Here is a 17,362-nt window from a genome sequence, read left to right as displayed (position 1 = left end):
CTCTACTGCTGGTCGGCGGGGGTGGCGGTGTGCTCGGCCTCGACGATGCCGCGGAGCGTGAAGCGCTGGACCTTGCCACTGGGGTTGCGGGGAAGCGATGCGCAAAAGCGCACATCGCGCGGGTACTTGTAGGGCGCGATGACCTGTTTGACGTGGTCCTGGATCTCCCGTGCCTTGGCGTCGTCGCCGCTGACGCCGTCCTTCAGGACGATGAAGGCGCACACGAGTGAACCGCGCTCGGGGTCGGGGCTCGGGACGACGGCGCACTCGCTCACGTCGGGGTGGGTTTCCACGGCGGCCTCGACCTCGGGGGCACCGATGTTGTAGCCGGAGGAGACGATCAAGCTGTCGTCGCGCGCCTCGAAGTGGAAGTAGCCCTCCTCGTCGCGGTGGAAGACATCGCCGGTGACGTTCCAGCCACGGACGACGTAGCCCTGCTGGCGGGTGTCGTCGAGGTACCGGCAGCCGGTCGGGCCGATGACACCGAGGCGTCCCGGCTCACCGGGACCGAGTTCCTCACCGCCGGGGCCGAGGATGGTGGCGCGGTAGCCGGGTACCGGCCTGCCGGTGGCGCCGGGCCGTATGTCGGGGCCGGCGGCGGAGAGGAAGATGTGCAGCATCTCGGTGGCGCCGATGCCGTCGATGACCCTGAGCCCGGCTTGCTCGTGCAGCTGCTCCCAGGTGCCGCGGGGAAGGTGTTCGCCCGCGGAGACCGCGACCCGCAGCCCCGCCAGTTTCCTCACCTGGCCCTCGCGGAGGATGGCGCGGTAGGCCGTGGGGGCCGTCGCGAGTGCGGTGACGCCGTGGCGCTCCACCACCTGCGCGAGCTGCGAGGGGGTGACGGACTCGGTCAGCAGCGCGCACGCGCCGGCCCGCAGCGGGAAGACGACAAGCATGCCCAGGCCGAAGGTGAAGGCGAGGGGGGCGGTACAGGCGATGATGTCGTCGGGGGCCAGCCGCAGGATGTGGCGTCCGAAGGTGTTGTCGATGGACAGCAGGTCCCGGTGGAAGTGCATGGTGATTTTCGGGGCGCCGGTGCTACCGGAGGTGGGCCCCAGGAGGGCCACGTCATCGGCAGCGGTGTCGACGTTGGTGAACACACCGGACTTGGCCGCCGCGCGGACGGTCAGGTCGTCGGGACCCGCGCCGCCGTACTCCATCACGTGCACAGACGATTCCGGGGCCGCACGGACGGTGTGCGTCTCCTCGGCGAAGCGGTGGTCGACCAGCATGAGGGAGGGGCGGGTCTTTTCGACGATGGGAACGATCTCGCGGGCGCGCAGGGCGGCCATGGTGGTCACCACGACGCAGCCGGCCTTGAGCACGCCCAGCCAGGCGGCCACCGTCCAGCAGGTGTTGGGTGAGCGCAGGAGCACCCGTTGCCCCGGAACCAGGCCCAGATCCTCGGTGAGTACCTGGGCGACCTGGTTGGCGTGGGTCAGGAGCCGGCCGTAGGTCCACGCCCCGCCGTCCGGTGTGCGAAGAGCGGGCCGGTCTGCTCCGAAGGCCGCGGCCGGGGCGTCGATGAGCGCGGTGGCGGCGTTGAGCCGTGGCGGGTACCGCAGTTCGGCAGTGGTGAATTCGATGACCGGCCACTGGTCGGCGGGTGGCAGGTGGTCACGGGTGAAGGTGTCCAGATGGGCTGAGGACGACCTGGGCGAAAGGGACAACGGGGGAGTCCTTTCGGGGTCCCGCCGGTGGGAGGCGGGTCAGGAGGCGCGGATCACGCCCTCCTGGGCGACGGTGGCCAGGTGCAGGTGGTCGCGGGTGAAGAAGCGGCCCGTGCCCAGGCCGCGGCCCGCCTCCGCGGCCACGGCTTCTTGGGCGTAGAGGAGCCAGTCGCCCATGGGCCCTGGCCGGTGGAACCACATCGCGTGGTCGAGGCTGGCGGTGACCAGGCCCGGCTTCGCCCAGGGCAGGTCGAGCACCCGCAGGACGGGTTCGAGGATCGTGTAGTCACAGACGTACGCCAGAGCGGCCTGGTCCCGCTGCGCGTCGCTCAGCCCCACGACGGGGCGGAGGCCGTCGAAGGGCCGTAGCCACACCGCCTGGTGCGGCACCCGCTTTCCCTCCACCGTGAGGTAGACGGGGCCGGGTACATGCCTCATGTCGAAGCCGCGGCCGCCCGACCAGTAGGACTTCGACCGCGCGGTCATGGTGCCACCGGTGCGTCCCGAGAGATACGCGGCGGAGCTGGGCAGCTCCTCGGGCTGAGGGGCCGGCGCGGTGAGCGCCGCGCGGAAGACGGCGCCGGGCTCGCCCGCGGCGAAGTTGGCCAGGCAGACGTAGAGCGGTTTCTCGTTCTGGTAACCGCGTACCTGCCGGGTGCTGTAACCGCGGCCGTCGCGCAGCAGCTCCACCTCGTAGCGCACGCTCGCGCCGATCTCGGCGGGGCGGAGGAAATAGCCGTGCATCGAGTGCAGGGTCTTGCCGTCCGTGACCGACCGCATCGCCGCGGCGGCGGCCTGGGCGACCAGGTCCCCGCCGTATGCCTTGGGCCAGGGACACGGCTGTGTCACCGCGGTGAAGGCCAGGTCGAAGTGTGCGGGCTCGGCCGGCGCCAGGGTCACCGAGTCGGTGAAGACCTCGGAGGTCGGGGCCGGGTGCGGGCTCATCGGTCCAGCCAGTCGCGCAGGTCGTCATCGGCGACATCGGGCAGGTTGACCACGATGTTCTCCGGTGTGCGCGTGGTCATCCACACCAGTGGGTCGGTGCGCGAGAGATTGCACTCGACGTGCGGCATGAAGGGCGGAACGAAGACCCAGTCGCCCTCCTCCATGTCGACGTAATCCGCGAACTCCTCGCCGAAGTAGATGCGCCCCCGGCCGGAGAGCACGTACCCACCGGTCTCCGCCTCACCGTGGTGGTGCGAGACCGAGCGGTAGCCGGGTTCGTTGCTGACCTTGCCGAACCACAGGCGGGTTGCCGGCGTGTGCTGGATGCTCACACCCGAGATGCGCACCGCACCGCCGGAGTCGGCGGTGCCGGCGTCCTCCAGGCCGCCGCGCGTGACGACCGGCGCGACGAGGCCACTGGGCAGCCGGTACATCGAGTTGTCGCCTTCGAGGCGGTACTTGCCGAGGTCAGGCTCCATGACCGAAGACTCCGTTCCAGCGGGCAGGGGACGCCCGCGGCAGAGGGGACCGGCGGGTTGAGGCGCTTTTCTTCCGGCCGTTTCAATTACGCCACGGGCGGTGGGTGTCAGGAAGGTGGCAGAAGGTGTGGAACTGGTCGAAACGGCACGTCGATCATCGCTGAGGCGCGTGCCGTATCAGGGTGGGCGGCCGTGGGTGCTATATCTCGGTTTTTTCACGAGCATCATTTATTGTCAATAAGCGGTGCCGGGTGGATCGGCGCCGACCAGACGGAACTGGAGATCGCATGCGCCCCGTAGCGGTGAACCCGGAAGCCCTCCCCGCCCCGAGCGGGTACTCGCACGGAACGCTGGTGGGCAATACCCTCCACTTGGGTGGCCAGACCGCCGTGGACGCCGGGATGAACATCGTCCCCGGCGGGATCGTGGAGCAGTTCCGCCAGGCGTTCGGCAATGTGCTGACCACGCTGCGCGCGGCGGGTGGTGAGCCGGTGGACCTGGTGAGCATCACCCTCTACCTCACCCACATCCCGGACTACCAGGCGCACGGCAAGGAGATCGGCAACGTCTGGCGCGAGCTCGCCGGCCCCGTCTACCCGGCCATGGCCGGGATCGGGTGCACCGCCCTGTGGCAGCCCGAAGCCATGATCGAGATCCTCGGCGTCGCCGTGATCCCCGAGGACCGTCTGGTCGTACCCCGGCGATAGACACGGCGTGCGGCCCTTGGCGCTCTCCGGCCTCGCGGGGACAGGGCAGGCGGACGGAGCGGCAGGTGGCGCGTAAGCTGCGCGTATGCAACGCCATGGACCGGGGGCGAGGAAGAGGAAATGACGACGGCACTTGAGTCGGCGGCTCCCTCCTCGAACGGGCGCGACCCCCGGCCCGGATCGCTGATCATGACCCTCTTCGGGCTGTATGCCCGGAGCAGGTCGAACTGGCTGTCCGTGTCCGCCCTGGTGCGGCTCATGGCCGACCTCGGAGTGGAGGGCGCGGCGGTGCGTTCCGCGGTTTCCCGTATGAAGCGCCGGGGCGTGCTGACCAGCGAACGCCACGCCGGCGCGGCGGGATACGCGCTGGCCGCCTCCACCCTGGAAACGCTGGCCGAGGGAGACGCCCGCATCTTCGAACGGACCCGGGCCGACACCGCGGACGGCTGGATCCTGGTCGTCTTCTCCGTCCCCGAGTCCGAGCGGGAGAAGCGCTACGAACTCCGTACGAGCCTCACCCGCCTGGGCTTTGGCACCGCGGCCCCGGGGATCTGGATCGCGCCGGGAAACCTCAAGGCCGAGACCGAACGGGCCCTCGACCGCCGCGGCCTGTCGGCATACGTCGACATCTTCACCGGTCACCACGTGGCCTTCGGAGACCTGCGCTCGAAGGTGCGGATCTGGTGGGACCTGGACGAACTCACCGAGCTGTACGCGAACTTCCTGCGGCACCACCGCCCGCTCCTCGACAGCTGGTCAGCGGCCGAGTCCACCCCACAGGACGCCTTCCGCGCCTACATTCCCCTGCTCACCCAGTGGCGCCAACTTCCCTACCGTGACCCGGGGCTTCCGCTGGCACTGCTCCCACCGGGGTGGAACGGCGTCACGGCCGGCGAAGTGTTCGACGAACTCAACAGGCTGCTGAGTGCGCCGGCCCGGGAACACGCTCTCGCCGCGATACGCGGCGCCTGAACAGGCGTCACTCACCAGACCTTCCGCGGAGAGGGCGGACCACTCCCGCATGGCCCGGAGCCTGGGCCGGGGACCGGGCGTGGCCGGCCGAAACCCGGCCCGCCGTGGCCGGAGCGGTCGTAGCGTCGTGCCATGGCCCCTGTTGACGACACGGCTTACCGATACCGCGCCGCTGCCCCCGAGGACACCGAGGCTATCGGGGCTCTGGACGGCTCCTTCACCACCGACACCGTCTTCCAGGTGACCGTCACCGAGGACGGATTCGCGCTGCGGGAGATCCCGGTGGACCCGCCCCTGACCAAGGTGTTCCCCGAGGACGAACCGGGCGGCGACGACCGGGACGACACGGACTCCCGCACCTTCGTCGCCCATGGCGCCGCCGGCGACCTGGCCGGGTTCGTCGCCGTCTCGTACTCCGCCTGGAACCGCCGGCTGACCATCGAGGACATCGAGGTCGCCCCGGAGCACCGGGGACGGGGGGTCGGCCGCGCGCTGATGGGGCTCGCGGTGGAGTTCGCCCGTGAGCGGGGCGCCGGTCACATCTGGCTGGAGGTCACCAGCGTCAACGCGCCGGCGATTCAGGCGTACCGGCGGATGGGCTTCGCCTTCTGCGGACTCGACACCTCCCTCTACGAGGGCACCGCCTCCGCGGGTGAGCAGGCGCTCTACATGAGCATGCCCTGCCGCTGAGCCGACAGCGGGCGGCACACGGAGGGGGAGGCCCCGTCGCCCGCGACCGTGACGGCCATCCCTCAGCCCGGGGCTCGGTCAGCACCCAGGCCGGGGCAGTACCGAGCGCCGCCTCAACACGCCGTCGGCACCGATGCGAAGCGGCCGCACGCGGGTGCACCCGCCGCGCACTCATCCGGCGCCCTGAAAACCGCCCTCGACGGCCGCACCCCGTACCGCGTCCCTCCGGCGGGCCACCGCTACGCCGATGACACCGACGATCAGCAGTGCGGCGACGGTACCGAGGGTGAAGGTTTCGAACGAGGCGCGGGAAACGCCCCAGACGTCGTGGAAGGCGTAGTCGATGCCGAAGAGCTGTTCCAGGGCTCCGGGGAAGAGCGCCGACCACGACCCGATCAGGATCCACGCGTAGACGAGCCCCGCGCAGAGCAGGAAACCGCGGGTGCCGAAGGGGACGCGATAGGGCCGCGGGACCTCCGGCCGACGGGTCCGCAGAAGTACCAGCGCGGGGATGATGGCGAGGTAGGACAGCAGCAGGGTGGTGACGGCGACGGTGAGGACCACGGCGAACACGTCGGCCGCGTCGCCGTTCGCCAGCCGCATGGCGGCGAGCATGAACACCGTGGCCACGGCTCCGGAGAGCAGATTGGTGCGCACCGGTGTGCCGAGCCGCGGGTGGAAGGTGCCGAGGGCGCGGGTGAAGAAGCCCCCGTCGGCCGCGGCCATGGCCTGCATGCGGTCGCTGACGATCATCCAGGCGCTGCCCTGGGTGAGCAGAGCGAGGACGAACATGACGGCGGTGATCTTCAACAGGGGGCCGGCCGCGCCGCCGTAGACGCTGAAGACCAGGCGGGCGCCGTCCATGAAGCCGCCGATGCCGGTGACCTGGTGGGCGGGTACGACGGCGAGGAGGGCGAGGACCGGCAGCAGATAGCAGCAGGCCGCGACGGCCGCGGAGCGTCCGAGCGCGGTGGGCACGTCGCGCTGCGGGTCGTGCATCTCCTCACCGGCGGCGTTGGGTGCCTCGAAGCCGACGTAGGCGAACAGCAGGACCGGCACCAGGGCGAGGAAGCCGGCGGTCGTGGGGGTGAAGCTGGCGTCGGCCAGACCGTGGAAGCCGTGCCGCACCCCGTAGAACACGGCCGTGAGGGTGAACACCGCGAGCGCCAGGACCTTTATCGCCGCGCCCGCGGTGGTGATCCATTTGCCGTGGCGCAGGGAGACGACGGCCGTCGCGATGGCGATCCAGACGAACAGCAGCTTGAAGGCGTAGTCGCCGACCGTGCCCGAGCCGAGGTGGAAGACGAACCCGTCCCAGGTCTCCGCGGCGAGGAAGGCCAGTGAGCCGCCCAGCCAGATGGGGTTGGTGACCCAGTACATGAGGGTCGTGAGGGCGGCCGCCGGACGGCCGAGGGCCAGCTTGACCCATACGTAGGGGCCGCCTTCCTGGGGGAACGCGGCGCCGGTCTCCGCGAACAGCAGGGCGTAGGGGATGAGGAAGAAGAGGGCGATGACCGCCGTCCAGGTGGCGGCCTCACCGCCGCCGGTGGCGATCTGCCCGAGGGTGTCGAAGGAGAGCACCGCGGCGATGGCCATGGCCGTGATGTCGAAGCGCTTGAGGCTGCGTTGCAGGGCGCCGGCCACGGGCTGGGCGGCGCGTGGTCCGGTCGTCGAGAGGGGGGAAGACACGGGCGGTTCCTTGGGGGGTGAAGAGACTGCGAAGGGGGGCGCGTGCGCCGCGTGTCACAGTATGAGGTCTGTGTCGGGTGGGCTGCCGGGGGGAGGGGGCCCGGTCCGTGATTGGGCCTCCCGAGCAGGCGTCAGGCGGCGCGGATCCCGGATCCCGGATCCCGGATCCCGGATCCGGGTACGCCGGGTTCGGCGAGCGGCACGGAGAAACGGACCGGTGGCGATGGTGACGTCCATGCCGGAGCGGGGCGCACTGCCGGTGCCGTCGATGACGGTCAGGTGCCTGATGCTCATTCGTGGTTCCTTCCGGGGATCTGTCTGTGCGACGCCGCCGGCTGCCGGGACGGCGTGGCCGGTGCCGGGGCCGGTGCCGGTGTCAGGGCCGGTGCCGGGGTCGGTGTCAGGTTCGGTGCCGGTGCCGGTGCCGGGGTTGGGGGCCAGGGCTCAGGCGAGGCGGGGGAAGAGTCGCAGGGCGTTGCCGCGCTCGACGGCCCGCAGGTCCTGGCCCAGGCCGGGGAAGCCGAACGCCGCCGCCTCGCCGCCGAACAACGTGACGCCTTTGAACGCGTCACCGCCGGATGGGACCCCGACGAGCGCCGCCAGTTCGCCCGCTACCTCATCCGCTGCCGACAGGACAACGCCGCCTGGTCAGCCCACCAGCACCAGAAGACCCGGGAAGAGGAAGAGGCGGACGACGGCGGCGGGGCCGGCTGGCGACAGCACGCGGTCATGCGTTTCGCCAGTTGGTGACAGCCCGGCCGGAATGTTCCCGAGACGTGACGGCGTTGGGGGTCAGCGAAGTCTCTTGGCCATCACCTGTTCCCTGGTTACGCCGTCGGGCAACAGATCCCCTTGCTCGTCGGTGACGAGGAACCCGTTGCGCCGGTAGAGGGCGATGGCCGACTCGTTGCCTGGGATCACCGCAAGCTTCAGTGTTGTGGAGCCTGAGCGCAGGGCCCACGTCGTGACGGCTTCGATCAGCCGGTCTCCGACGCCGTCGCCTCGCGCCTCGGGGCTGACCCACAGCGACCTGAGTTCACTCGTCTCGCTGTCCACGGGGATGCCCCTGACCAGGCCGACAGGCCGACTGCCCTGCCGCGCGACAACGTTGTAGGCACCGGGAATGGCCAGACGGGCACGCCACTGCTCCTGGCCACCCCTGTGCCAGTCGGCGAGCCGGGCTTTGAACGCGTGCGGCGCATCGGTCAGGGCGGCAACACGGATCTCCTGCCACAACGGCCAGTCATCGGGTGTGATGATGTGCAGACTCACCATGCAGTGGAGTGTGCCGCACGGCCGGCAGATGGATCAGCAGCGCTGGGCGGCCAGGGGACGTGTCCACCTTCAGCCGACTCGGCAAAGGGCTCGCCAGGCCGGGGCGGGCGGTGGGGAGAGGAGCAGCTCGGCTCGCCGGCGGGTGACGCCGCGGCCGGTTGGGATCGTGCTCCTGCGCGGTGGTGGGAGGAGTCGTCACGCCGGGCCTTTCGAGCGGGTCATGCGGGATCGGTGACGGTGGGGGAGCCGGGGCGGGGGATGGTGCCCGTGGGGGCGTACTGGGCGGCCTGCGCCGCGAACATCGCGGCGTAGCGCCCTTGGGCGGCCATGAGCTCGTTGTGGCTGCCGTGTTCGACGAGCCGTCCGTGGTGCAGGACGTGGATGCGGTCGGCGTGGCGGACGCCGGACATGCGGTGGGTGACCAGGACGACGGCCCGGTTCGGTGCGGCGAGCCGGCGGATGCGGTCGAAAGCGGCGATCTCGGCTTCCGGGTCGAGGGCGGAGGTGGGCTCGTCCACGATGAGCACGCCGTCGGCATCCGAGGTGGAGCTGCGCCAGTGGGTCCGGGCGAGGCCGATCTTCTGCCACTCGCCGCCGGACAGTTCACTCGCGCCGCGGAACATCCGGGCCAGCAGGCTGCGCAGGCCGTCGGGAAGTTTCGCGATGACCGTTCCGGCACCCGCGTAGTCCACGGACGGCTGAAGGTCCTCCGGTTCGGCTGCCCGGCTGGTCCGGCCGATCCGGATGTTCAACGCCGCCGTCACGGGCCAGCGTTGGAAGTCCTGGGTGAGCAGCGCGACGCGGTCGAAGACGTCGGAGCGGTCCAGGGAAGCGATGTCGGACTTCCCCCAGAACACGGTCCCGCTCTGCGGCAGCAACAGGCCCGACAACACCTTCATCAGCGTGCTCTTGCCGGAGCCGTTCTCGCCGACCACGGCGGTGACCGAGCCCATGGGCAGCGTGAGGGACACCTCGTCCAGGGCGGGGGCTTCACGGCCCGGGTAGCGATAGCTGACCCGGTCGAGGACGACCTGCTTCACCTGTGCCGGGACGGGATCGCCCCCGCTGGGGATGGTGTGGCGTGCCGCCTCGTCCAGGAACCGGGCGTGGTCGCGGACGTAGAGGGACTCCTCGTGCAGCTGGTTGACGTTCATCACCAGCGCGCCCAGGCTCGCCGAGCCGGACCGGACGGCGATGACCGCGGTCCCGGCCACCGCCAGACTCATGTGCCCGCTCGTGATCAGCAGGAACATGGCCGCGTACGTCGCCGCCATGGCGAGGCCGGACAGCGCGGCGGCCACCCACTCGGTGACGGCTTTGCCGGTGGCCAGGCGCTCCTGCTCGGCCTCGGCGCTCTCGGCCATCCGCTCGTAGCGGCTGAGCAGGAACGGTCCGACGGCGTGGATACGCACCTCTTGGGCGGCCGTGCGCTCGGTGAGCAGGTTGCCGATGAGGCGGCTGGCCCGCACGTGCTCGATCCAGCTCATCACCGACACGTACCGTTCCTGCGCCACCCGCATCGCGCCCCAGCCGCGCGGCGCCGCGATCAGGATCAGCATCGGCAGCAGGACCGGGTGGAGGATGGTGAGCACGCCGGCCGTGGAGATCAGGGAGATGGTCCCGTTCAGGGCGGCCACGCAGGCGCTGATCATGCGGCGGGCGGATCCGGCGCCGTATTGGGCGACGTCGATCAGCCGTCGGAAGTCCGGGTCCTCGATGGCCTCCAGCTCCACGGACGCGGCGGCGGCCAGGTACTGGGTCGTGGCGATCCGCTCGACCAGCGGTTCCAGCCGGCCCGCCCGCGAGGTGGACCATCCGGCCAGGCCCGAGTTGACCACGGCGGCTCCGGCGGCGGCGAGCAGCCCGGGGAGGACCGCGTGCAGCCGCTGCCCGGTGGTGCCGGAGCCGAGCAGCGCGTGCATGACGGCGTTGACCGCGAGCAACCCGACTGCCGCGGCGAGACCCTGTCCGATCTCGCTGATGGCGACCGTGAGCAGCGCGCGGCGGTCTGCCTGCCACGCCATCCGCAAGGTCGCCCCGACCAGCCTCGGCATGGAGCGCAGAGCCGACACCATCGTCAGGTCGAGCCGGGCACGCTCATGTTCCGACCAGCCCATGTCATAGCGCAAAGGACCGCCGAACAGCTCCCGTTCGGCGTCGGAGACCTCCGGCTCGGCCATCCGCACGCGTCCGAAGAACCTCTTCACAGCGCGCCTCCCGGCCCGGGCCGGCTCAGCGGCCGGAGAGCCGGTGTGGGCAGCCACCGCGCCACGGTGACCGTGATCGTCCGCACCGAGGCCCTGGGGCCGGACCCGTCGCGGTGCGCGTACTCCGCATCCGGTGCCATGTCATGGGGAGTCGCAGGTGCTGGTGTCCTGGCCGAAGTCAACGTGGTCCCCCTTGGCGGTCGTGTGGCTGCTCTTGCGGCTCAACGACCCGGCCGGAATTTCGAACACATGTATTTCGGTCGTGTTGGTAGTCCTGAGATTGAGCGCGCGCCGGAGCGTGCGGGGTGCATCGACCCGTGCGGCCACTGGGCCAGGGGCTGAAGCGACGGTGGCCGAAACGCCGAGGGTGCCGCTGTTCCGGCGCCGGGGAGCGGCACGGGGGAGCGGCACCGGGCGGCACGGCGGCACGCGGTGCGGCGGCGCCCGGGTCGTCGGACACCGGTCAGGCCCGGCCGGCCGCCGAAGAACGCCGAGGGCACCCGCCCGCGAACGGGGCCGATCCGGTCACCGCCCCGGTTGCCGGCCGCCGTCGCCCGCGGCGCGGCGCAGCAGCGGGGTGAGGCGGTGCGGCACCAGTTCGCGCATGGCCAGGGCCGTCGTCGTGCGTTCGATGCCGGGGACGGCGAGGATCCGCCCCGCCACCCGGTACAGGTCCTCCGCGTCCGCCGCGACCACCCGGACGAGCAGATCGGTCTCGCCGCTGAGGCCGAAGACCTCCACGACCTCGTCGATGCCCGCCAGCGCCTCGGACACCTCGGCCAGCCGGTGCTGATCGACCCGCGCGGTGACGAACGCGGTGAGCGGGTGGCCCAGCGCGTTGGGGGTGATCCGGCGTTCGAAGGAAGCCAGCGCGCCGCCCTGCTCCATTCTGGCCACCCGCGTCTGGACGGTGTTGCGGGACAGCCCCAGCTGCTCGGCCAGGGCGACGACGGTGGCCCGTGGCTGGGCGGTGAGGGCGAGCAGGATCCGCGCGTCCGTGGCGTCGAGGGCTCGTTCACTGTTCATGATGCTCGGTCGTCGCCTCTCCGTTGGCATGGAATATGAGCAGAATGCTCAATCGCGCAGACACATCTTGTGCAGTTGACGAGCTGCCTGTCTACTGACGGGGCACAACAGGAAAATCTCTAGGGCATGGCGCTGATCGCGGAGGTGGTCTGTGGTGGTCACGGAACTGAGGTCGTCCGACGTCGACGGTGCGGGTCCCGGCGGGCTGGAGGAGCTCGCCGTGCTGGAGGCGGTCGAGCGGCGGGTGCTGTGGCTGTCCACCGCGATCATCGACCACGCCAACCGGGTGCGGCCGAACCCCTCGGGGCTGAAGGTCGGCGGTCACCAGGCGTCCAGCGCCTCGATGACCTCGATCATGACGGCGCTGTGGTTCCACGCGCTGACCGCGGAGGACCGGGTGTCGGTCAAGCCCCACGCCTCGCCGGTGCTGCATGCGATCAACTACCTGCTGGGCGAGCTGGACGAGTCCTACCTGACCACGCTGCGCGCCTTCGGCGGCCTGCAGAGCTACCCCAGCCGGGCCAAGGACCCCGACCCGGTCGACTACTCCACGGGCTCGGTCGGCATCGGTGCCACCGCCCCCCTGTGGGGCGCCCTCGCCCGGCGCTACGTGGAGGGCCACTTCGGCGGGGCCGGGCGGGGGCGGCAGTACTCCCTGCTGGGCGACGCGGAGCTGGACGAGGGCGCCATCTGGGAGGCGATCCAGGACCCCATGGTGCCCAGTCTGGGCGAGGCGGTGTGGGTCGTGGACCTGAACCGGCAGTCCCTGGACCGGGTCGTCCCCGGCATCGCCGCGGACCGGCTGCGGGGCATGTTCGCCGCGGCCGGCTGGCAGGTCATCACCCTCAAGTACGGGAACGTGCTGCGGGAGCTGTTCGGGCGGCCGGGCGGCGAGGCCCTGCACGCCCGTATCGACGCCATGGACAACCCCGAATACCAGCGCCTGCTGCGCTGCTCGGCCGGGGAGTTGCGGGAGCGCCTGCCCGGCACCGGCTCCACCGCCGGGCCGATCGCGGACCTGATAGCCCCCCTGGACGACGCCTCACTGCTGGCGGCGCTGCGCAATCTGGGAGGGCACGACATCGGCGCGCTGACGGAGGCGTTCGACAGCGTCGACGACACCCGCCCGACCGTCATCTTCGCGTACACGGTGAAGGGCTACGGGCTGCCCACCGAAGGCCACCCGCAGAACCACTCCTCACTGCTGACCGCCGACCAGATGAGGACACTGGCCGACCGCCTGGGAACCGACCCCGGCCGGCCATGGGCGAACTTCCCCGGCGGCTCGCCGGAAGCGGCCCGGTGCGCGGCGGCCGCCAGGCGGCTGCGCCGCCCCGGCCACGCGGCGCTGCAGGCCCCCGCGGTCCCCGCCGACCTCGCCCGCCCGGCACCGACCGGCTCCGGCAACACCCAGCAGGCCCTCGGACGCGTCCTGCTGGATCTCACCCGGCGGGCGCCGGAGGCGGCGGCCCGGATCGTCACCGTCAGCCCGGACGTCAGCTCCACCACCAATCTCGGCGGCTGGCTCAACAAGGTCGGTGTGTGGTCCCCGGCCGAGCGCCCCAACTGGTTCGCCGACGACGCCGAGACGATCCTGCACTGGCGGGAGCGGCCCACCGGGCAGCATGTGGAGCTGGGCATCGCGGAGACCAACCTGGTCGGCCTGCTCGGCGAGCTGGGTGCCACCTGGAGCCGCTGGGGCCAGCCGCTGCTGCCGATCGGCGTGGTCTACGACCCCTTCGTCAACCGGGCCCTGGAGCCGTGGTCGTTCGGCATCTACGCCGGCGGCCAGTCGATCCTGGTCGGCACGCCGTCCGGGGTCACGCTCGCCCCGGAGGGCGGCGCCCATCAGTCGATCACCACACCCTCGCTGGGCATCGAGCAGCCCGGCTGCGTCACCTATGAGCCCGCGTTCGCCATCGACACCGAATGGTGTCTGCTCGCCGCACTCGGCAACCTGGGCCGGCCGGAAGGGAGTTCGGCCTATCTGCGGCTGTCCACCCGGCCCGTCGACCAGTCCGCGGCCGACGTGCCCGGCGACCCGGCCGCCCGCGAGCGCCGCCGCCGGCAGGTGACCGCGGGCGCCTACCGGCTGCGACGGCACGAGAAGCCGGTGGTGACCCTCGCCGCCATGGGCGCCCTGGTCCCGGAGGCCCTGGCCGCCGCCGACCGGCTCGCCGCCCTCGGCCACGGCGCCGACGTGGTCTGTGTGACCAGCCCGGACCTGCTCTTCCGCGCGCTCCAGGCCCGCCGCGGCCTGTCGCAGGACCCCGACTGGGTCCTCGACCAGGTCTTCCCCGCCGACCGAGCCACCCCGCTGGTCACCGTGCTGGACGGCCACCCGCACACGCTGGCCTTCCTGAGCGCGGTCCGGAACACGCCCGTCACCACCCTCGGCGTGACGCGGTTCGGCCAGAGCGGTTCGATCGAGGACGTCTACCGTTACCACGGCATCGACACCGACAGCATCGTCACCGCCGCCCTCGACCTCGTCGACTGAACGGGACCAGCCCTTTCGCGGCGGTCGGCCATCGAGGGGCACCGATGCCGTCCAGGCCGCGGTCGCGGGTGTTCCGTTCCGAGGAAACCGAGCGTCCGGCCGTCATGGCAGCACTCCGCCGGCGACGCAGGCCGCACGCTGACGCGCCGGGCGCGGGGCGTGCGTCCTGCGGTCCGCCCAGCGCACGCACCCCGGCCTGCCCGCAACGGCGCACCCGCGCGCCCTGCCGCGTGCCCCGATCCAGCGGCCACCATGGAGCCCCACCCATCACCGACTGGAGGGAGACCCTCGTGGGGAAGCACGGAGGGAAGCCGGACCCGGCCGAGAGCGACGGCCACAAGCCCGACAAACCCATTCCGCCGCCCGACCCGAGGCGCCCGGAGACGCCGCCGCGATGACCGGTCCCTCCGCGCTCGTCCAGCAGCTCGCGGAGGGCGAGCACCTCCCCGCCGACTGGCGCGCCCCGTTCGAGCACGTCGACCGGGCCCGGTTCCTCCCCGACCGGGTCTGGGCCCGCGTCGACGGCGGGTACGCGCCCGTCGACCGGGCCGACGACCCGGAGCGGTGGAAACGGCTGGCCTACCGCGACGAGCCGGTCGTCACCCAGGTCGAGGACCCGCCCGGCGCTGCGGTCGCGCTCACGCCCTCCAGCTCGGCGAGCATGCCGAGCATCGTCGCCCGCATGCTCGCCGCGCTCCAGGTCGAGGACGGCCACCGCGTGCTGGAGATCGGCACCGGCACCGGCTACAACGCCGCCCTGCTCGCCGCCCGGCTCGGCGCCGAGCGGGTGACCACCGTGGAGGTCGACCCCGGCGTCGCCGCGGCGGCCCGGCGCTCCCTCAAGGCCGCCCTCGGCCGGGCGCCCGCGGTCGTGACCGGAGACGGGGCCCAGGGATGGCGGGCGGCGGCGCCGTACGACCGGACCATCGCGACCTGCTCCGTGCACGACGTGCCGCGCGCCTGGATCGAGCAGACCGCACCCGGAGGGATCATCGTCCTCCCGTGGGGCACCACACTGCGCAACGGCGTCCTGCTGCGGCTCACGGTCGACGAGGGGCCCGAGGGACCCGTGGCGTCCGGCCCGGTCGTGGACGACGCGGCGTTCATGTGGATGCGGGCCCAGGCCCCGCCGCGGGACGTCATGGCCGTCGCCCGGGCCGGAGGCGAGACCCACGACAGCCGAACCGGCCTCGACCCGCACGTCCTCGGCGACGACGACGCCTGGTTCGCGGCGGGGGTACTGGTCCCGGGCTGCCAGTGGGCCACCGGACAGGGCCCGGACGGCGCATGGACCCTGTGGCTGGCCGACGCGGCCAGCGGCTCGTGGGCTTCTGTCGACTACGAACCGGACGCCCGCGAGTACGACGTGCAGCAGCACGGGCCGCGGCGCCTGTGGACCGAGCTGGAGGCGGCGCACAGCTGGTGGACAGAGGCCGGACGGCCGGCCCGTACGCGGTTCGGGCTCACCGTCGCCGCTGCCGCTCAGCACGTGTGGCTGGACGATCCGGGGACCGTTGTCCGGGCGCGTTGACGTCGTGCCACACCTCGGTGACCCGGCCGTCCGCCACCTCCAGGCGGCGGGTGGTGTGCACTGCTTCCAGCATGCGGCGGTCGTGGGTGACCAGCAGCAGCGTGCCCTGGTAGGAGTCGAGAGCGGATTCCAGTTGCTCGATCGCGGGCAGGTCCAGGTGGTTGGTGGGTTCGTCCAGGACCAGCAGGTTGATGCCCCGGGCCTGGAGCAGGGCCAGGGCCGCGCGGGTGCGTTCGCCCGGGGACAGGGTGGCGGCCGGGCGCAGCACATGGGCGGCCTTGAGGCCGAACTTGGCCAGCAAGGTCCGCACCTCCGCGGGCACCATCCCCGGCGCCGCCGCGCCGAAGGCGTCGAGCAGGGACTCGCTGCCGAAGAACAGCGCGCGGGCCTGGTCGATCTCGCCCACCACCACCCCCGACCCCAGTGACGCATGGCCCTTGTCCAGGGGGAGGCGGCCGAGGAGGGCGGCCAGCAGGGTGGACTTGCCGGAGCCGTTCGCGCCGGTGACCGCGATCCGGTCGGCCCAGTCGACCTGGAGGTCGACCGGGCCGAAGTGGAAGTCGCCGCGCCGCACCTCGGCGCCGCGCAGGGTCGCCACGACCGCGCCCGCACGCGGTGCCGCGGCGATCTCCATCCGCAGTTCCCACTCCTTGCGCGGCTCCTCGACCACCTCCAGCCGCTCGATCAGCCGCTCGGTCTGGCGCGCCTTGGCGGCCTGTTTCTCGCTAGCCTCGATGCGGGCGTTGCGCGTGATCTTGTCGATGTCGGTGGACTTGCGGCGGGCGTTCTTGATGCCCTTTTCCATCCAGGCGCGCTGGGTGCGGGCCCGGGCCTCCAGGGCGGCGCGGGCGTCCGCGTACTCCTCGTAGCGTTCGCGGGCGTGCCGGCGGGCGGTCTCCCGCTCCTCCAGATAGGCGGTGTAGCCGCCGCCGAACACGTTCACCTGCTGCTGGGCCAGGTCGAGTTCGACGACCTTGTCCACGGTACGGGCCAGGAATTCGCGGTCGTGGCTCACCAGCACCGTACCGGCGCGTAATCCGCCCACGAACGTCTCCAGGCGCTGCAGCCCGTCGAGGTCCAGGTCGTTCGTCGGCTCGTCGAGCAGGAAGATGTCGTACCGGCTCAGCAGCAGCGAGGCGAGACCGGCGCGGGCGGCCTGGCCGCCGGAGAGGGCGGTCATGGGGCGGTCGAGCGAGACGTCGAGCCCGAGCGAGGCGGCGACCTCGTCGGCGCGTTCGTCCAGGTCGGCGGCGCCGAGCGAGAGCCAGCGCTCCAGCGCGACGGCGTAGGCGTCGTCCGCGCCGGGCGCGCCGTCCGCGAGCGCCTGGGTGGTGGCGTCGAGGTCGGCCTGCGCGGCGGCCACGCCGGTACGGCGGGCCAGGAACGCCCGTACGCTCTCCCCCGCCCGCCGCTCGGGCTCCTGTGGAAGGTGGCCCACGGTGGCGTGCGGCGGGCTGAGCCGGATGGTGCCCTGCTCAGGTTCGGTGAGCCCGGCGAGCAGCCGCAACAGGGTCGACTTCCCGGCCCCGTTGACCCCGACGAGGCCGATCACCTCGCCCGGCGCGACGACGAGATCGAGCCCGGAGAAGAGGGGGCGGTCACCGTGCCCGGCGGCCAGATCCTTGGCGACGAGAGTGGCAGTCATCAGACCCCCCATCCTAACCGCCGAGG

At 71.9% G+C, this 17,362-nt stretch carries 14 protein-coding genes; 6 read left to right on the top strand and 8 right to left on the bottom strand.

The window, feature by feature from the left end; genetic code table 11:
* Positions 1-2 precede the first annotated feature (2 nt).
* Genes AXW62_RS03380 through AXW62_RS03370 form a run of 3 tightly spaced genes read right to left on the bottom strand, consistent with a single transcriptional unit; the run spans position 3 to position 3,094 of the window.
* A complete protein-coding gene (locus tag AXW62_RS03380) occupies positions 3-1,670 on the bottom strand; it encodes an AMP-binding protein (RefSeq protein ID WP_060943170.1) in 1,668 nt (555 codons plus the stop codon).
* A 39-nt stretch (positions 1,671-1,709) separates the two neighbouring features.
* Complete coding sequence (locus AXW62_RS03375) at positions 1,710-2,615, bottom strand: acyl-CoA thioesterase (RefSeq protein WP_060943169.1); 906 nt, start codon at positions 2,613-2,615, stop codon at positions 1,710-1,712.
* Entirely contained in the window at positions 2,612-3,094 is a 483-nt protein-coding gene (locus AXW62_RS03370; RefSeq protein WP_060943168.1) for a cupin domain-containing protein, read from the bottom strand. The genes AXW62_RS03375 and AXW62_RS03370 overlap by 4 nt, the downstream gene beginning before the upstream one ends.
* A 287-nt stretch (positions 3,095-3,381) precedes the next feature.
* Here AXW62_RS03370 and AXW62_RS03365 point away from each other — a divergent pair, with 287 nt between their 5' ends.
* The 3 genes from AXW62_RS03365 to AXW62_RS03355 all read left to right on the top strand — a co-directional run bounded on the left by AXW62_RS03365 (position 3,382) and on the right by AXW62_RS03355 (position 5,463).
* Positions 3,382-3,801, top strand: a complete 420-nt coding sequence (locus tag AXW62_RS03365; RefSeq protein WP_060943167.1) for a RidA family protein — start codon at positions 3,382-3,384, stop codon at positions 3,799-3,801.
* Positions 3,802-3,921: 120 nt separating this feature from the next.
* Complete coding sequence (locus AXW62_RS03360; RefSeq protein WP_060943166.1) at positions 3,922-4,773, top strand: PaaX family transcriptional regulator; 852 nt, start codon at positions 3,922-3,924, stop codon at positions 4,771-4,773.
* Positions 4,774-4,905: 132 nt separating this feature from the next.
* On the top strand, positions 4,906-5,463 hold the full coding sequence (locus AXW62_RS03355) for a GNAT family N-acetyltransferase (RefSeq protein ID WP_060943165.1): 558 nt from the start codon (positions 4,906-4,908) through the stop codon (positions 5,461-5,463).
* A gap of 171 nt (positions 5,464-5,634) precedes the next feature.
* On the opposite strand, the gene AXW62_RS03350 is transcribed toward AXW62_RS03355, so the two are convergent.
* Entirely contained in the window at positions 5,635-7,152 is a 1,518-nt protein-coding gene (locus AXW62_RS03350; RefSeq protein ID WP_060943164.1) for an APC family permease, read from the bottom strand.
* Positions 7,153-7,431: 279 nt separating this feature from the next.
* On the opposite strand from AXW62_RS03350, the gene AXW62_RS03345 reads away from it, so the two are divergent.
* The gene (locus AXW62_RS03345) at positions 7,432-7,902 is read left to right on the top strand and encodes a winged helix DNA-binding protein (RefSeq protein ID WP_060943163.1); all 471 of its coding nucleotides are present in this window, start codon (positions 7,432-7,434) and stop codon (positions 7,900-7,902) included.
* A gap of 42 nt (positions 7,903-7,944) precedes the next feature.
* On the opposite strand, the gene AXW62_RS03340 is transcribed toward AXW62_RS03345, so the two are convergent.
* From AXW62_RS03340 to AXW62_RS03330, 3 genes are all read right to left on the bottom strand, one after another.
* The gene (locus AXW62_RS03340) at positions 7,945-8,427 is read right to left on the bottom strand and encodes a GNAT family N-acetyltransferase (protein ID WP_060943162.1); all 483 of its coding nucleotides are present in this window, start codon (positions 8,425-8,427) and stop codon (positions 7,945-7,947) included.
* Positions 8,428-8,645: 218 nt separating this feature from the next.
* On the bottom strand, positions 8,646-10,634 hold the full coding sequence (locus tag AXW62_RS03335) for an ATP-binding cassette domain-containing protein (RefSeq protein ID WP_079105580.1): 1,989 nt from the start codon (positions 10,632-10,634) through the stop codon (positions 8,646-8,648).
* Positions 10,635-11,159: 525 nt separating this feature from the next.
* On the bottom strand, positions 11,160-11,660 hold the full coding sequence (locus tag AXW62_RS03330; protein WP_060943161.1) for an Lrp/AsnC family transcriptional regulator: 501 nt from the start codon (positions 11,658-11,660) through the stop codon (positions 11,160-11,162).
* A 205-nt stretch (positions 11,661-11,865) separates the two neighbouring features.
* Between AXW62_RS03330 and AXW62_RS03325 the strand changes: the two genes are divergently transcribed.
* Both AXW62_RS03325 and AXW62_RS03320 read left to right on the top strand, forming a co-directional pair.
* Complete coding sequence (locus tag AXW62_RS03325) at positions 11,866-14,160, top strand: thiamine pyrophosphate-binding protein (protein ID WP_060943190.1); 2,295 nt, start codon at positions 11,866-11,868, stop codon at positions 14,158-14,160.
* 394 nt (positions 14,161-14,554) lie between these two features.
* Positions 14,555-15,691 (top strand): methyltransferase domain-containing protein, encoded by a 1,137-nt coding sequence (locus AXW62_RS03320; protein WP_060943160.1) that lies wholly within the window; start codon positions 14,555-14,557, stop codon positions 15,689-15,691.
* Here AXW62_RS03320 and AXW62_RS03315 read toward each other — a convergent pair.
* Positions 15,624-17,336 (bottom strand): ABC-F family ATP-binding cassette domain-containing protein, encoded by a 1,713-nt coding sequence (locus AXW62_RS03315; protein WP_252368487.1) that lies wholly within the window; start codon positions 17,334-17,336, stop codon positions 15,624-15,626. The two genes, AXW62_RS03320 and AXW62_RS03315, sit on opposite strands and share 68 nt — an antisense overlap.
* Positions 17,337-17,362: the final 26 nt, after the last annotated feature.

Origin of the sequence: Streptomyces hygroscopicus subsp. hygroscopicus (assembly GCF_001553455.1) — a bacterium.
Classification (GTDB): domain Bacteria; phylum Actinomycetota; class Actinomycetes; order Streptomycetales; family Streptomycetaceae; genus Streptomyces; species Streptomyces hygroscopicus.
Note: the sequence above shows the minus strand (reverse complement) of the source record. Positions and strands in the feature narration are given on the sequence as shown.

Excerpts from the sequence above, each read along its gene's own strand:
- AXW62_RS03315 (WP_252368487.1), bottom strand. The coding sequence starts at position 17,336 with ATGACTGCCACTCTCGTCGCCAAGGATCTGGCCGCCGGGCACGGTGAC.
- AXW62_RS03320 (WP_060943160.1), top strand. The coding sequence starts at position 14,555 with ATGACCGGTCCCTCCGCGCTCGTCCAGCAGCTCGCGGAGGGCGAGCAC.
- AXW62_RS03330 (WP_060943161.1), bottom strand. The coding sequence starts at position 11,660 with ATGAACAGTGAACGAGCCCTCGACGCCACGGACGCGCGGATCCTGCTC.
- AXW62_RS03365 (WP_060943167.1), top strand. The coding sequence starts at position 3,382 with ATGCGCCCCGTAGCGGTGAACCCGGAAGCCCTCCCCGCCCCGAGCGGG.
- AXW62_RS03355 (WP_060943165.1), top strand. The coding sequence starts at position 4,906 with ATGGCCCCTGTTGACGACACGGCTTACCGATACCGCGCCGCTGCCCCC.
- AXW62_RS03375 (WP_060943169.1), bottom strand. The coding sequence starts at position 2,615 with ATGAGCCCGCACCCGGCCCCGACCTCCGAGGTCTTCACCGACTCGGTG.
- AXW62_RS03360 (WP_060943166.1), top strand. The coding sequence starts at position 3,922 with ATGACGACGGCACTTGAGTCGGCGGCTCCCTCCTCGAACGGGCGCGAC.
- AXW62_RS03370 (WP_060943168.1), bottom strand. The coding sequence starts at position 3,094 with ATGGAGCCTGACCTCGGCAAGTACCGCCTCGAAGGCGACAACTCGATG.
- AXW62_RS03340 (WP_060943162.1), bottom strand. The coding sequence starts at position 8,427 with ATGGTGAGTCTGCACATCATCACACCCGATGACTGGCCGTTGTGGCAG.